At 65.5% G+C, this 13,239-nt stretch carries 15 protein-coding genes; 13 read left to right on the forward strand and 2 right to left on the reverse strand.

Features of this window, described 5'->3' with window-relative positions:
* Window positions 1-67: 67 nt before the first annotated feature.
* The 13 genes from N4264_RS17135 (at window position 68) to N4264_RS17195 (ending at window position 11,301) form a co-directional block, all read left to right on the forward strand.
* Window positions 68-670, forward strand: coding sequence for a GNAT family N-acetyltransferase (locus N4264_RS17135; RefSeq protein ID WP_261693453.1), 603 nt, complete (start codon window positions 68-70; stop codon window positions 668-670).
* A gap of 2 nt (window positions 671-672) precedes the next feature.
* On the forward strand, window positions 673-1,356 hold the full coding sequence (locus tag N4264_RS17140; protein WP_261693454.1) for a DUF1003 domain-containing protein: 684 nt from the start codon (window positions 673-675) through the stop codon (window positions 1,354-1,356).
* 90 nt (window positions 1,357-1,446) lie between these two features.
* Window positions 1,447-2,892: an MBL fold metallo-hydrolase RNA specificity domain-containing protein gene (locus N4264_RS17145; RefSeq protein ID WP_261693455.1), complete on the forward strand. Its 1,446-nt coding sequence runs from the start codon at window positions 1,447-1,449 to the stop codon at window positions 2,890-2,892.
* An 88-nt stretch (window positions 2,893-2,980) separates the two neighbouring features.
* Window positions 2,981-4,417 (forward strand): cytochrome-c oxidase, cbb3-type subunit I, encoded by a 1,437-nt coding sequence (gene ccoN, locus N4264_RS17150; protein WP_261693456.1) that lies wholly within the window; start codon window positions 2,981-2,983, stop codon window positions 4,415-4,417.
* An 8-nt stretch (window positions 4,418-4,425) separates the two neighbouring features.
* On the forward strand, window positions 4,426-5,031 hold the full coding sequence (ccoO, locus tag N4264_RS17155; protein WP_261693457.1) for a cytochrome-c oxidase, cbb3-type subunit II: 606 nt from the start codon (window positions 4,426-4,428) through the stop codon (window positions 5,029-5,031).
* Window positions 5,032-5,034: 3 nt separating this feature from the next.
* A complete protein-coding gene (locus N4264_RS17160; protein WP_261693458.1) occupies window positions 5,035-5,178 on the forward strand; it encodes a cbb3-type cytochrome oxidase subunit 3 in 144 nt (47 codons plus the stop codon).
* Window positions 5,175-6,098: a cytochrome-c oxidase, cbb3-type subunit III gene (gene ccoP, locus N4264_RS17165; RefSeq protein ID WP_261693459.1), complete on the forward strand. Its 924-nt coding sequence runs from the start codon at window positions 5,175-5,177 to the stop codon at window positions 6,096-6,098. The genes N4264_RS17160 and ccoP overlap by 4 nt, the downstream gene beginning before the upstream one ends.
* Complete coding sequence (locus N4264_RS17170; RefSeq protein WP_425508282.1) at window positions 6,095-6,406, forward strand: hypothetical protein; 312 nt, start codon at window positions 6,095-6,097, stop codon at window positions 6,404-6,406. Before ccoP ends, N4264_RS17170 begins: the two co-directional genes overlap by 4 nt.
* Window positions 6,403-7,800 (forward strand): cytochrome c oxidase accessory protein CcoG, encoded by a 1,398-nt coding sequence (ccoG, locus tag N4264_RS17175; protein WP_261693460.1) that lies wholly within the window; start codon window positions 6,403-6,405, stop codon window positions 7,798-7,800. Before N4264_RS17170 ends, ccoG begins: the two co-directional genes overlap by 4 nt.
* A gap of 1 nt (window position 7,801) precedes the next feature.
* Window positions 7,802-7,978 carry a hypothetical protein gene (locus N4264_RS17180; protein WP_261693461.1) on the forward strand — a complete coding sequence of 59 codons (177 nt, stop codon included), beginning with the start codon at window positions 7,802-7,804 and terminating at the stop codon, window positions 7,976-7,978.
* 1 nt (window position 7,979) lies between these two features.
* A complete protein-coding gene (locus N4264_RS17185) occupies window positions 7,980-10,397 on the forward strand; it encodes a heavy metal translocating P-type ATPase (protein WP_261693462.1) in 2,418 nt (805 codons plus the stop codon).
* Window positions 10,394-10,573, forward strand: coding sequence for a cbb3-type cytochrome oxidase assembly protein CcoS (ccoS, locus tag N4264_RS17190; RefSeq protein WP_261693463.1), 180 nt, complete (start codon window positions 10,394-10,396; stop codon window positions 10,571-10,573). The genes N4264_RS17185 and ccoS overlap by 4 nt, the downstream gene beginning before the upstream one ends.
* Window positions 10,570-11,301, forward strand: coding sequence for a sulfite exporter TauE/SafE family protein (locus N4264_RS17195; protein WP_261693464.1), 732 nt, complete (start codon window positions 10,570-10,572; stop codon window positions 11,299-11,301). Before ccoS ends, N4264_RS17195 begins: the two co-directional genes overlap by 4 nt.
* 56 nt (window positions 11,302-11,357) lie before the next feature.
* Here the strand turns inward: N4264_RS17195 and N4264_RS17200 are convergent, their stop codons facing one another.
* Together N4264_RS17200 and N4264_RS17205 are read right to left on the reverse strand one after the other, a co-directional pair.
* Window positions 11,358-11,906, reverse strand: coding sequence for a GNAT family N-acetyltransferase (locus tag N4264_RS17200; RefSeq protein ID WP_261693465.1), 549 nt, complete (start codon window positions 11,904-11,906; stop codon window positions 11,358-11,360).
* A complete protein-coding gene (locus N4264_RS17205; protein ID WP_261693466.1) occupies window positions 11,906-13,138 on the reverse strand; it encodes a multidrug effflux MFS transporter in 1,233 nt (410 codons plus the stop codon). The genes N4264_RS17200 and N4264_RS17205 overlap by 1 nt, the downstream gene beginning before the upstream one ends.
* Window positions 13,139-13,239 lie beyond the last annotated feature (101 nt).

Genomic DNA, 13,239 nt, shown 5'->3' on the forward strand with positions numbered 1-13,239 from the left:
TGATCCGCGTCAATCACGGGCGCCCGACTTGCGCGATGCTGGTCCCGAACTCATCGGGAGCACCCACGTGTCCACCCCTTCCCACGCCGATCCGAACCTCCTTCCGCCGACCACGGACATCTCCGCGATGGCGCTGGCCGCCCTGGCATTTCCAGGCAACCAGCCGCATTGGATCGAACAGCTCAAGGATGGGCGCCATGTGCTGATCCGTCCGATACACGCAAAAGACGCCCCACTGGAGCGCCATTTCCTGGAATCACTGTCGCCCGCCACACGCCGGATGCGCTTTCTCGGCCAGGTCGGCCAATTCAGTGAAACGTTTGTCCGCCAACTGTGCGACCTCAACTACGCCACCTCCGCGGCCTTCATCGCGCTCGTGCACGAAAATGGAGAAATCCGCGAAGTCGGCGTTTCCCGTTTCAGCGAGACACCGGATCACGCCGCGTGCGAATGCGCCGTCACGGTTGCGGACGAGTGGCAACGCCACGGGCTTGGCACGATCCTCATGCGCCACCTGATCCAGCAAGCCCGGATCCGCGGAATCCGGACCATGGTGTCCATCGATCTGGCCGACAATGTCGCCATGCAGCACCTGGCCCGGGACCTCGGATTCGAACGCCGGGTCTGCAGCGACGACCACACCCTCGTCACCCACGCGCTGACCCTGTGACCATGCCAGCCAGCCCTATCGCCAGCGAAACGCTGGTCCACCGTTCCCACCTACGGATGCGCTGCGTCGTGTGTGGCGAGCGCGTCATGCCGGACCAGTCCTGGCCGCTTTCCTCACTCCGGCCGGCTTTGCGCCTGTACCTGCACCAAAGCCATCCGTCTTACCGTACCAGTGGCCGCATCTGCGAACGCGACCTGGATCAGCTCCGCCAGGCATACATCCGCGATTCGGTCGCTCGCGAACGCCACGGCAGTTCCCATGCGGGTCACGACATACAGGCAGGCCCGGAACACGTCACGTTCGGCGAACGATTGTCGGACCGTATTGCCGCCTTCGGCGGCAGCTGGACGTTCCTGGCCAGCTTTGGCGGAACGCTGGTAGCGTGGATCTGCATCAACAGCCTGTTACCTGCGGGCAGTGTCTTCGATCCGTTCCCCTTCATTCTTCTCAACCTGGCATTGTCCTGCCTGGCAGCCATACAGGCGCCGATCATCCTCATGAGCCAGAACCGTTCGGCCGCCCGCGACCGCGAGCGCGCCGAACATGACTATCGCGTCAACCTCAAGGCAGAGCTGGAAATTCGCCACCTCCACGAGAAGATTGACCACGTGCTGCATTTGCAGAACGACCGCAGCCGGCGCGTGGAGAGATCCACTGCCGTCGAAGCAGCCTGCGACGAATCCTAGGCGGACGGTGCAAATCGCGCGGATTGATCCTGGTCAACGTGTCACCAGGCGCGCGGCGGCACAGTGGGGTACACGCCTAAGGAGCGCCCCATGTCCAGCTCTTCGATCCCATTTCGCGTCACATTCCTTGGCGCTTCCGGCACCGTGACCGGCTCGAAATACCTTGTCGAAACCCATGGCAAGCGCATCCTGGTCGATTGCGGCCTGTTCCAGGGCTACAAGACGCTGCGCCTGCGCAACTGGTCGCGGTTCCCGGTAGAGCCCGCCTCGATCGACGCCGTGGTGCTCACCCACGCGCACATCGACCATAGCGGATATTTGCCGCGGCTGGCCCGCTCGGGATTTCGCGGCGCGATCTGGGCCACGCCGGCGACGGCGGCCTTGTGCGAGATCCTGTTGACCGATTCGGCGCGCATCCAGGAAGACGATGCGGACTTCGCCAACCGCCGGCACTTCTCCAAGCACAACCCGGCGCTGCCCCTGTACACCGAAGCCGACGCGCGCCGCTGCCTGAAGCAGTTTCGAACCGCATCGTTTGAAGAACCGTTCGAACCGGTGCACGGTGTCCACGCGCAGTTCCACACCCAGGGGCATATCCTCGGCGCCGCGCGCGTCGCGTTGCGGTCACACGGTCGGTCGCTGGTCTTCAGCGGCGATGTGGGCCGGCCGGACGACGACCTCATGGCGCCGCCATCCGATCTGGGCGACGTGGACTGGCTCGTGGTGGAATCCACCTACGGCGATCGCCTGCATCCACAGTTTGATATCGCACAGGAATTAGGCAGTGCCCTGCGCCGCGTTGCCGCGCGCGGCGGGGTCGCTGTCATTCCCGCATTCGCCGTCGGCCGTACGCAGCTGCTGCTGCACCACATCGCCCAGCTCAAGCGCGCCGGCGCGATTCCATCGATACCGGTATATCTGGACAGCCCGATGGCGATCGACGTCACCGGCCTGTTTCACCGATACCGCAAGGAACACCGGCTCTCGCGCGGCGACTGCGAGGCGATGTGCAAGGCCGCCCATTACGTCAATTCAATGGAGGACTCGCGCGCGCTGCACAGCCGGCCGGGCCCCATGGTCATTATTGCCGGCAGCGGCATGGCGACCGGCGGCCGCGTGCTGCACCACCTCACGTCCTACGCGCCACATCCGCGCAACATGATCATTCTCGCCGGCTACCAGGCGGGAGGGACGCGCGGCGCCGCGCTGGCCGCCGGCGCCAGCACACTGCGGATTCACGGCCAGGATGTCGACGTCCGCGCCGAAGTCGTCGCGCTCACCAGCGCCTCGTCCCATGCGGACGCGAACGAACTGATCGCCTGGATGCGCACCGCGTCGCGGGCACCGCGCCATGTCTTCGTCACCCACGGCGAACCGGCAGCTGCCGATGCCTTGCGCTCGCGCATTGCGCATGAACTGGGATGGCCGGCCAGTGTGCCCGAATACCGGGACGAAGTTGAACTGGGCGCGCAAGGACCTGGCGAACAGGCCCCTGCGACGGAGCGTCGCAGCATTCGCCCACCCGCCGCACTGTGATGACGGCGCGACTGCTGCGGAATTGATCGAAATCAAAAGGACCAGTGCGCCGCAACGGCACACTGCTCCGCGATAGCCGAGGATTCCCATGCACACGCCGGACGTCTACAACGACAAAGTCGTACGCCAGTTCATGATCGCCACGCTCGTCTGGGGCGTGGTCGGCATGGCACTGGGCGTTTTCATCGCCGCGCAACTCACGTGGCCGTCACTCAATTTCGATGTCGCCTGGCTGTCCTACGGGCGATTGCGGCCCTTGCACACGAACGCAGTGATTTTCGCCTTCGGTGGATGCGCGTTGTTCGCCACCGCTTATCACGTTGTGCAGCGTACCTGTCATGCACGCCTCTTCAGCGACCGGCTGGCGGCCTTCACGTTCTGGGGCTGGCAGGCCGTCATCGTGCTGGCCGCGATCACGCTGCCGCTGGGGCTGACGCAGGGCAAGGAATACGCCGAACTGATCTGGCCGATCGACGTTCTCATCGCGCTGGTGTGGGTGGCTTACGCCGTCGTCTTCTTCGGCACCATCGCGCGCCGGCGGGTCAAGCACATCTATGTGGCCAACTGGTTCTACGGGGGTTTCATCCTCACCGTCGCCGTGCTGCACATCGTCAACAGCCTGGCGATTCCGGTCAGCTGGACCAAGTCCTATCCGATCTACTCCGGCGCAGTGGATGCGATGGTGCAGTGGTGGTACGGCCACAACGCGGTCGGATTTTTCCTGACCGCCGGCTTCCTCGGCATGATGTACTACTACGTGCCCAAGCAGATCGGGCGTCCGATCTACTCCTACCGTCTGTCGGTGGTGCACTTCTGGGCGCTGATCTCGGTCTACATGTGGGCAGGTCCGCACCATCTGCACTACACCGCCCTGCCCGACTGGGCGCAGTCGCTGGGCATGGTGTTCTCGCTCATTCTCCTGGCCCCCAGCTGGGGCGGCATGATCAACGGCATCATGACGCTCTCGGGCGCCTGGCATAAGCTGCGCGACGACCCCATCGTCAAGTTCCTGATTGTGTCCCTGTCCTTCTACGGCATGGCCACCTTCGAGGGGCCGATGATGTCGATCAAGACCGTCAATGCACTCAGCCACTACACCGACTGGACTATCGGCCACGTACACGCTGGCGCGCTGGGATGGGTCGCCTTCATTTCCATCGGTGCGATCTACGCCATGTATCCGCGCCTGGTCGGCGCCGAGAAGATGTACTCGATCAAGGCGATCGACCTGCACTTCTGGATTTCAACCCTGGGCGTTGTCCTCTACATTGCCGCGATGTGGATTGCCGGCGTCATGCAAGGCCTCATGTGGCGCGCCACCAACACGGATGGCACGCTGACCTACGCCTTCATCGAGTCCGTCCGCCAGACCTGGCCGTACTACGCCACCCGCATGGTCGGCGGCGTGCTCTTCCTCGCCGGCATGCTGGTGATGGTGTGGAACTGCCGCAAAACCTGGACCACCGCGCGTGAAACCCAGCCCGCCCTGCCCGTCGCGGCGGTTCCCATGGCCGTCGCCGCCTGAGGCCCACCATGATTTCGCACGAGAAACTCGAAAAAAACATCACCCTGATGGCGATCCTCATCGCCGTCGCGATCAGCTTCGGCGGCATTGTGGAAATCGTTCCACTGATGTTCGAGGCCCAGGCCATCACCCCGGCACCCGGCGTCAAGCCCTACACCGCCTTACAGCTGGCCGGACGCGACATCTACATTCGCGAAGGCTGCTACGGCTGTCATTCGCAGATGGTGCGCACGCTCGAATCGGAAGTGCAGCGCTATGGCGCCTATTCCGTGGCCGGTGAATCGGTATACGACCGCCCGTTCCAATGGGGCAGCAAGCGCACCGGACCGGACCTGGCCCGGGTGGGTGGCCGCTACTCGGATGACTGGCACCGCGTGCACCTGCTCAACCCGCGCGAAGTGGTGCCGGATTCGAATATGCCGGGCTATCCCTGGCTGACCCAGTCGCTGATCGATCCGGATGACATCGAAGCATCCATGCGGGCGCTGCGCGCGCTGGGAGATCCCTACACCGACGCGGATATCGCGGGCGCCAAGAAGGCGGTGACCGGGGTCGTCGAAATCGAAGCGTTGATCGCCTACCTGCAAGGGCTGGGCGTGAAGTCGAAGGAGTAGAACATGGTCAGCGGCATCATGACTGCGCTGCTATTGGTGATGTTTCTGGGAACCGTCGGCTGGGCCTACAGCCGCCGTCGTGTCAGCGACTACGAAGAGGCAGCCTTGCTGCCACTGCACGACGCGCCGCGGGAGAAGCAGCCATGACGAGCGCCTGGAGCTGGTTTGTCATCGCCGTCACGCTGCTCAACGTGATCGGATTGGCCGTCCTGCTGTTCGCCACGGCGAAGAAGCGCACCGCCGGCGACGAACAGGGCGCCACCACAGGTCACGTGTGGGACGAGAACATCACCGAACTCAATCACCCGTTGCCCCGCTGGTGGCTGGGACTGTTCGTGCTGACGCTGGTGTTCGCACTGGGATACCTGGCGGTTTACCCGGGGTTTGGCAATTTCGCGGGCCTGAAGGGCTGGACGTCGGCGCGTGAAGTCGAAAAGGACCTGGATACCACGCGCGACAAGCTGGAATCGCTCTACGCCCAGTTTCGCAACCGCCCGGTCGATGATCTGGCACGGGATGCGGCGGCGTTGAAAGTGGGCCACAGCATCTTCCTCAACAGCTGCGCGGCATGCCACGGCTCCGATGCACGCGGCGCGGCGGGGTTCCCGAACCTCGCCGACCGCGACTGGCTCTGGGGCGGCAGTGCGGAGGCGGTTCTTCACAGTGTCTCCGACGGCCGCGTCGGCACGATGCCGCCGCTGGCCAGCGCGCTGCCGCCGGACGGCGTCGCGGACGTGGCGCACTACGTGCGATCGCTCTCGGGACTACCGCACGATGGCCGCATGGCGCGGGCGGGCAAGGACGCATTTGAAGGAATCTGCGCGGCATGCCACGGCAAGGACGGCAAAGGCAACATCGCCGTCGGCGCACCCAACCTGACTGACGAGGCGTGGCTGTACGGTTCCAGCCAGGCGGCGATCGAACGCGCGATCCGCCAGGGCCGCAGCGGGCGCATGCCAGCATGGTTGCCGCTGCTGGGCGAGGACCGCGTCCGACTGGTTTCCGCCTGGGTACTGGCGCAGTCGCAGGCGGACAATCCGACGGGCAGCCAGGCCGGCGCCCCGTGACGACCTACCGCGCACCGCCCGGCGCCCTGCGCGCCGATCCCCTCGCCCAGCCGCCCGGAAAGGCCTGGCAGCTTGGCGCTGTGGTCTGGCCGTCGTTCTTCGCGGCAGGTGTCGCTACAACCGTATTTTTTGCCATTGTCGATCCCATCCTGCTCGGCCAGATCACCTGGCCGCAGCTGGCCATTTCGCGCGAGGCGGGTTACACGCTCGGCTTCTTCATGTTCTGGGCCTGTACGTTCTCCGCCTGCAGCTTCACGCGCTTCCTGCTCGCACCGCCGACGCGGAAGAACTCCTCTGCCAAGCAATGAAACCGATCCCGCTCAAGCTCGTCGAACCCCCGTCGCAAGCGCTCTATGTATCGGAGGCCAAGGTCTACCCACGCGAGATCGACGGACGATTCCAACGCCTGCGCACGTTCTGCGTGTTCTGGCTGCTCGGCATGTTCTACCTGTTTCCCTGGCTGAACCTGGGCGGCCGGCAACTCGTTCTGTTTGACCTGCCGGCGCGCAAATTCCATGTATTCGGGCTGACCTTCTGGCCGCAGGACTTCTACCTCCTCGCCCTGCTCCTGATTATCTGCGCCGTCGGGCTGTTCTTCGTAACGGCCCTGGCCGGCCGGATCTGGTGCGGCTACGCCTGTCCGCAGACCGTGTGGACCGAAGTGTTCCTGTGGCTGGAGCGCTGGACAGAAGGCACGCGCAACCAGCGCATGAAGCTGGATGCGGGCCCATGGACGCGCAACAAGGTCCTGCGCAAGTCGGCCAAGCAGTTGCTGTGGGTGAGCTTCGCCCTGTGGACCGGCTTCACCTTCGTCGGATTCTTCACGCCCATTCGTGAACTGGCAGTCCGGGTGGCCACCGTCGACCTGGGTGGCTGGGAGACGTTCTGGATCCTGTTCTACGGATTTGCGACCTACGGCAACGCCGGCTTCCTGCGCGAGCAGGTGTGCAAGTACATGTGTCCCTACGCCCGCTTCCAGGGGGCGATGTTTGACACGCATACGCTGATCGTCAGCTACGACAGCGCCCGCGGCGAACCCCGCGGCGGCCGCCGGCGCGAAGCGGACCTGGCCCAGTTGGGCCTGGGTGACTGCATCGACTGCAACGCGTGTGTGCAGGTATGTCCGACCGGCATCGATATTCGCCAGGGCCTGCAATATGAATGCATCGCCTGTGCTGCCTGCGTCGACGCCTGCGACAGCGTGATGCAGAAGATGGATTACGCGCCTGGCCTTATCCGCTACACCACCGAAAGCGGCCTTGCGGGCGGAAAAGCCCGCATCGTGCGTCCGCGAACCCTGTTCTACGCGGGCCTGCTGGTCGTCCTGGTCAGCGGATTTGCCATTGGCGTCGGGACGCGCACGCCGGTGCTCGCGGAGCTGCTGCACGATCGCAATGCACTGTTCCGCGAAACGGCCAAGGGCATCGAGAACAGCTATACCGTGCGCCTGGTCAACAAGACAGACAAAGACCTGACACTGCGCGTTTCCCTGGTGGACGCCGGCCCATTGCGCCTGTCCGGGTCCGACGTCGTCTCGCTGGCAGCCGCGGAAACCCGGCAATTGCCGCTGACGATTGCCACCGCCGCCGATGCGGTGACGGCCAACCGAAAGATCCACATCCAGTTCGTCGACGACACCGGCCAGACGCTGGCGATCGGACGATCCAACTTTTTCGTTCCCCGTGAACGTCGGGACCGCTGACATGCAAACCCGCTGGTACGAAGTTCCCACCGCCTGGCTCGTCATCGCTGTCCTCGGGGCAACCGTGATCGGATCAGCCTGGCTGATCCACGCAGCGATGGCGCAGCGCGATCGCAACGTCATCGAGCACTCACGCAGCTCGATGCCGCCCGCGCAGAAACCGGAAACGGCGCACTGACGTGCCGGCGACCTGTTTCCACTGCACCGAACCCTGCCCCGACGACGGCATGTTGCTCGCCCGCGTCTGCGGCGTGGAACACCCCGTGTGCTGCATCGGTTGCCGTGCAGCGGCGGAATGGATTGAAGGACTGGGCCTGTCGGACTACTACGCCCTGCGCCAGCAGCCGGCGGACACCGCACTGACGGACACGCCGGACTACAGCGTCTGGGACAACGCGGCATTCGAGCAGCGCTACGTACGGCGCAGCGGCACGGAAGCCGAAGTCTGCGTGCTGGTCGAGGGCCTGCGCTGCGCTGCCTGCACATGGCTGGTCGAACAGGCGCTCGGCGGAATGCGCGGCGTGCGTGACGTTGCGGTGCAGGCCGCAGCCCGTCGCCTCCGGCTGCGCTGGGACACGCAGGAAACCGCGCTGTCGCACATACTGGGCGCTCTCGCCCGGTTGGGCTATCGGCCGCATCCGCTGGACGCATCGGCAATGGGTTCCCTGGTCCGGCGCGAACAACGGGACGCCTTGAAGCGCCTCGTCGTCGCTGCAGTCGGCATGATGCAGGCAATGATGTACGCCGTTGCCCTGTACGCCGGCGTCTTCGAAGGCATGGAAGAACCGGTGCGCGACTTCTTCCGCTGGCTCGGCTTCTTCGTGACGACGCCGGTCGTCGTCTATGCCGCACAGCCCTTCTTTGTCGGCGCCTGGCGCGAACTGGCACAACGCCGTCTCGGCATGGACGTTCCTGTCGGTGCGGCGATCGCCTTGGTGTACATCGCAAGCCTGGTGGAAGCCCTGCGCGGCGGCGACTCGGTGTACTTCGACTCGGCCGCCATGTTCGTGTTCTTCCTGCTGGCCGGCCGGTTTCTCGAAATGCGTGCCCGCCATCGCGCCACAGACCTGGTCGACGCTCTGGCGCGGCTGCAGCCCGCACTGGCCACTGTGCAACGCGCGGACGGCAGCACGCAGGCGATTGGCGTGCACGAGTTGTCGCACGATGACACGGTGATCGTGGCCGCCGGCGACGCGATTCCTGCTGATGGTGAATTGTTGTCGGAGCGTTGCCGTGTGGACGAGTCGCTGCTGTCGGGCGAGTCCGCCGCCCAGACACGCCGCCGCGGCGATCGACTGCTCGCGGGCAGTGTCCTCGTGCAGGGGCCTGCGCTGATCCGCGTCACGCAGTGGGGCGCCGACACAGTGCTTTCGTCGCTGCTGCATCTGGTGATGCAGGCAGGCACGACACGACCGCGCTGGGTCCGCGACGGCGAAGATGCAGCGGCACGATTCGTCGCGTGGATTCTCGCGCTGACCGCGGCTACCGCGCTGGCCTGGCTGAGCGTCGATCCGTCACGGGCGTTTCCGGCCGCCATTGCCGTGCTGGTCGTTGCCTGCCCGTGCGCCTTTGCCCTCGCCGTTCCCGTCGCCCTCACCCGTGCCCTGGCCGTGCTCGCTCGACGCGGGGTTCTCGTGGTCCGGCCCGATGCGTTGCAGCGATTGACGCAGGTGCGCCGCGTGCTGTTCGACAAGACCGGCACGCTCACCAACCCGCAACCGCACATCATTGCCGTCCAGGCCTCACGCGAAACCCCGTCCACGGCATTGGCGTGGGCCACCGCATTGCAGCAGGGCAACCGGCATCCCGTTGCCACCGCGCTGCGCGACGCCAGCGTCGGCCTGAGCATTCCGGTCGCCAATGCACTGGCGACGCTGCCTGGGCAAGGTGTCACCGGCATCGTCGCCGGCCGTGCACTGAAGCTCGGTCGTGCAGACTTCGCCCTGGGCGACCACGCACCCGACGACGATGCACTCGTTCTGGCCGATGACGAAGGCGAGATTGCACGCCTGCGCCTGGGTGAGCGATTGCGCGACGACGCGCAGCGTACCGTGCGCCAGCTGGCACACCGGGCGATCCGCTCGGAGATCGCCAGCGGCGACGCGGCGGAAAAAGTGGAGCACGCAGCATCGATCCTGAACGTGGATCACTGGCAGGCGCGGCTGTCGCCAGCGCAGAAGCTGCAACGGCTGGCGCAGCTGCGCGCCGAAGGCGAATGCGTGGCGATGGTGGGCGACGGCGTGAACGACGCGGCCGTACTGGCAGCAGCGGATGTGGGCGTTGCAATGGCCGGCGCCGCGGACCTTGCCCAGGCCCAAGCCGATATCGTGCTGTCCGGCGGGCGCCTGTCTGGCCTCGTCGACGCCTTCGAAACCGCGGAGCTGACGCGCCGCATCATGCGCCAGAACCTGCGCTGGTCCATGGCCTACAACCTCGGCGCTGTTCCGCTGGCCGCACTGGGACTAGTCCCTCCCTGGCTGGCGGCCATCGGTATGTCGGTCAGCTCGCTTCTGGTCATTCTCAATGCATTGCGCATCCGCGTACCGGCAGCGTCGATCGACGCCGTTGCGGTGACGGCGCGCGAGGTGACGGCATGAATATCCTGCTTGCCCTGATTCCGCTGAGCTTCGTCCTGCTCCTTCTTGCGGTGTGGGCATTCTTCTGGGCCGTCAATCACGCCCAGTTCGACGACCTCGAATCACCGGCGCTGTCGCCGCTGGTCGACGACCGTCCGTCCCGGCCACGCGCCCCCGAATCGCCGCCGTCCACATGATCGATAACGCCATCAGCCTCGGTTCCGCGCTGCTACTGGGATTGGCGGCGAGCGGCCACTGCGCCGTGATGTGCGGCGGTATTGCAGGTGCCCTGTCCCTGGCGATACCGCGTGAGCTCGGTGCGCGCCGGCGCAGCGTGTTGCTGGGCGCCTACCAGCTGGGTCGTATCAGCTCCTATGCACTGGCGGGCGCCAGCATCGGCGGCCTGGGATGGGCGCTGATGCCCTTGCTCGATCACGCCGGGGTTCGCCTGGCATTGCGCGGCGGCGTGGCCCTGCTGCTCATCGCCATCGCCGCTGCGCTACTGCTTGGAAAGCGCGAACCGGGCAGCCGGCTGGGTGGGCGGCTATGGCTGCGCGTCGCGCCGCTCGCACGCCGATTGATGCCGGTTCGCCAGTTTCCGTCGGCACTGCTCTTCGGCGCGATCTGGGGCTGGATGCCCTGCGGATTCGTCTATTCAGTCCTGATCCTGGCCTGGCTGCATTTTGACCCCGTGCAGAGCGCGATGACCATGCTTGCGTTCGGGGTCGGGACGTTGCCCGGCGTCGTCGCGGCACACCTGGGCGCGCCGTGGCTCATGCGCCGGTTTGGAACCGTCGCCGCGCGGCGCGCGACGGGAGTCCTCCTCGTGCTGTTCGCCCTCGTCACGATAGCAGCGCCCCTCGCCGGTACCGGCCACGGCGCCCTGCACGCTCAGACATCCGTCGACTGTTCCGTCGCCCCCTGATCTGCGGACCGAGGCGTCACCCGGAGATCGGGCACGTCCGGGCGACGGCGTTCCAGCTACGCCAGATTCTTGACCATGACGTAGTCGTCCATGACATAACCATTGCCGATGTCGAACACGGCTTCTTCCCGCACGGTAAATCCGGATTTGCGGTAGACCGCGATGGAGTTGGTGTTCTGCTTGTTGACGGTCAGCATGATGCGAGAACAGCCGACATCACGGGCCCGCTGCTCCACATGGCGCAGCATGAAGCCGCCCAGCCCGCGTCCGTGCCAGTCCGGGAGCAAATAGAGCTGCTCCAGCTTGAGCTCATCCGGATCCGCTGTTCGCGCATAGCTGCAATAGCCGACGAGCTCGTCGCCAACCCAGAGCAGCTCCAGCCAGCACTCGGATGAATCGATGTAGCGCTGCAGCTTGTCGGCCGTATAGCGGCCATTGAGCATGTATTCGATCTGTTCGATCGTGATGATGGATATGTAGTGGGCGCGCCAGATCGTCCGCCCCAGCTCACCCAGGGTGTCGAAGTCGGCAACGGTCAGTGCGCACAGGCGGGCATTTTGCGGAGTCAGGTTCATCGTGTCGTTCTTGGCGTTGGAAGAAGTCATCAGTGGATGGGGCGCGGATCGGGTGCCGGCAGCGCGGAGGCCTTCTCGACCCGGCTGCTGATCCGGTGTACGAGGAAGGCCAACCCGGCGCAGGCGGTCATCACCAGAGCCATGCCGTCCGTGCGATCGCTCAATGCACTGGCCCCCGCGGTGGAAACGACGGCGACGGCAAAACGCACCGTACCGAGGGCCGCCGAAGCGGTCGCCGCATTGTCACCCTGGTCCGCCATCGCGCAGGCCGAGCCATTGCTGTGGACAAAGCCCAGGGCGACCAAGTAACCCATGAGGGGTGCGGCTACCGCCCACCACACCGCACCGGCGATGGACATGCCGAGCGTCACCAGCGAACAGGCAACCAGGGCAACCAGACCCCGGCGCAGCAACTGCTCGGGACGATAGTGCCGCAACAAGCGGTGGTTGATCTGTGCCGCAGCCACGAGAGCCAGTGCATTCGCGCCGAACAGCACGGCATAGGCGGTCGGCGACAATCCAAAGTGGCTCATGAACAGCGCCGGCGACGCAGCGATATAGCCGAACATGCCCGCGGACGTCAGCGCCAGGGCCAGGGCCAGCCCGACGAAGCGACGGTCGCGCAGCAAGCGGCCATAGACCTCGATCGCCGGGGACGGCGCCGCCCGTTGTGGCGTCGCGCCAGCCGGTGCCAGCGCTCCGGCCACCATCACCAGTGCGCCCAGCGCGTAGAGTGCCTGGAAACCGAAGATCGCGCGCCAGCCCACGGCTTCCAGGAGGCAGGAGCCGGCCAGCGGCGCCAGCATGGGGGCCAGTCCCATTACCAGGACGAGTCGCGACAACACCTGGGCCGATTCGCGCGGACCGTACCGGTCGCGCACGATGGCCAGCGGCACCACGATGCCGATGCTGCCACCCAGGGCCTGGATGAAGCGCAATGCCATCAGCTGGTGAACCGTCGTCGCCATGGCGCAGGCGATCGAGGCGGCGACATACAGGCCGAGGCCGATGTGAAGCATCCGAAGGCGACCGTGGCGATCCGCCAGCGGCCCGCCGACGAGTGGCCCTAACGCCATGCCGGCGAAGAACGTCGACAAGGTCAGCTTGACGCCGGCGGCGTCCGTGCCCAGCTCAAGGGCGATGGCGGGGAACGCCGGCAGGTACATGTCCACGGTCAGCGGCCCCAGTGCGGCCAGCACGCCCAGCACCAGGATCAACCACGCCGGAGAATCCGGGCTCGCCACCGTATTTCGTGAATGCATAAGGATTCCAGCAGGAGTACGTGCCTGCCAACCATCGCCCGCGGCAAATCGGTTGACACTATCAACCAAGCCTAGCCGGCATGGTTGATAAGGTCAACCAA

The sequence above is a fragment of the Tahibacter amnicola genome, assembly GCF_025398735.1.
GTDB lineage: Bacteria > Pseudomonadota > Gammaproteobacteria > Xanthomonadales > Rhodanobacteraceae > Tahibacter > Tahibacter amnicola.

Coding starts and splice junctions, on each gene's coding strand:
- N4264_RS17195 (WP_261693464.1), top strand. CDS start 10,570: ATGATCGATAACGCCATCAGCCTCGGTTCCGCGCTGCTACTGGGATTG.
- N4264_RS17205 (WP_261693466.1), bottom strand. CDS start 13,138: ATGCATTCACGAAATACGGTGGCGAGCCCGGATTCTCCGGCGTGGTTG.
- ccoP (WP_261693459.1), top strand. CDS start 5,175: ATGACGAGCGCCTGGAGCTGGTTTGTCATCGCCGTCACGCTGCTCAAC.
- N4264_RS17140 (WP_261693454.1), top strand. CDS start 673: ATGCCAGCCAGCCCTATCGCCAGCGAAACGCTGGTCCACCGTTCCCAC.
- N4264_RS17145 (WP_261693455.1), top strand. CDS start 1,447: ATGTCCAGCTCTTCGATCCCATTTCGCGTCACATTCCTTGGCGCTTCC.
- N4264_RS17180 (WP_261693461.1), top strand. CDS start 7,802: ATGCAAACCCGCTGGTACGAAGTTCCCACCGCCTGGCTCGTCATCGCT.
- ccoN (WP_261693456.1), top strand. CDS start 2,981: ATGCACACGCCGGACGTCTACAACGACAAAGTCGTACGCCAGTTCATG.
- ccoG (WP_261693460.1), top strand. CDS start 6,403: ATGAAACCGATCCCGCTCAAGCTCGTCGAACCCCCGTCGCAAGCGCTC.
- ccoO (WP_261693457.1), top strand. CDS start 4,426: ATGATTTCGCACGAGAAACTCGAAAAAAACATCACCCTGATGGCGATC.
- N4264_RS17160 (WP_261693458.1), top strand. CDS start 5,035: ATGGTCAGCGGCATCATGACTGCGCTGCTATTGGTGATGTTTCTGGGA.
- ccoS (WP_261693463.1), top strand. CDS start 10,394: ATGAATATCCTGCTTGCCCTGATTCCGCTGAGCTTCGTCCTGCTCCTT.
- N4264_RS17200 (WP_261693465.1), bottom strand. CDS start 11,906: ATGACTTCTTCCAACGCCAAGAACGACACGATGAACCTGACTCCGCAA.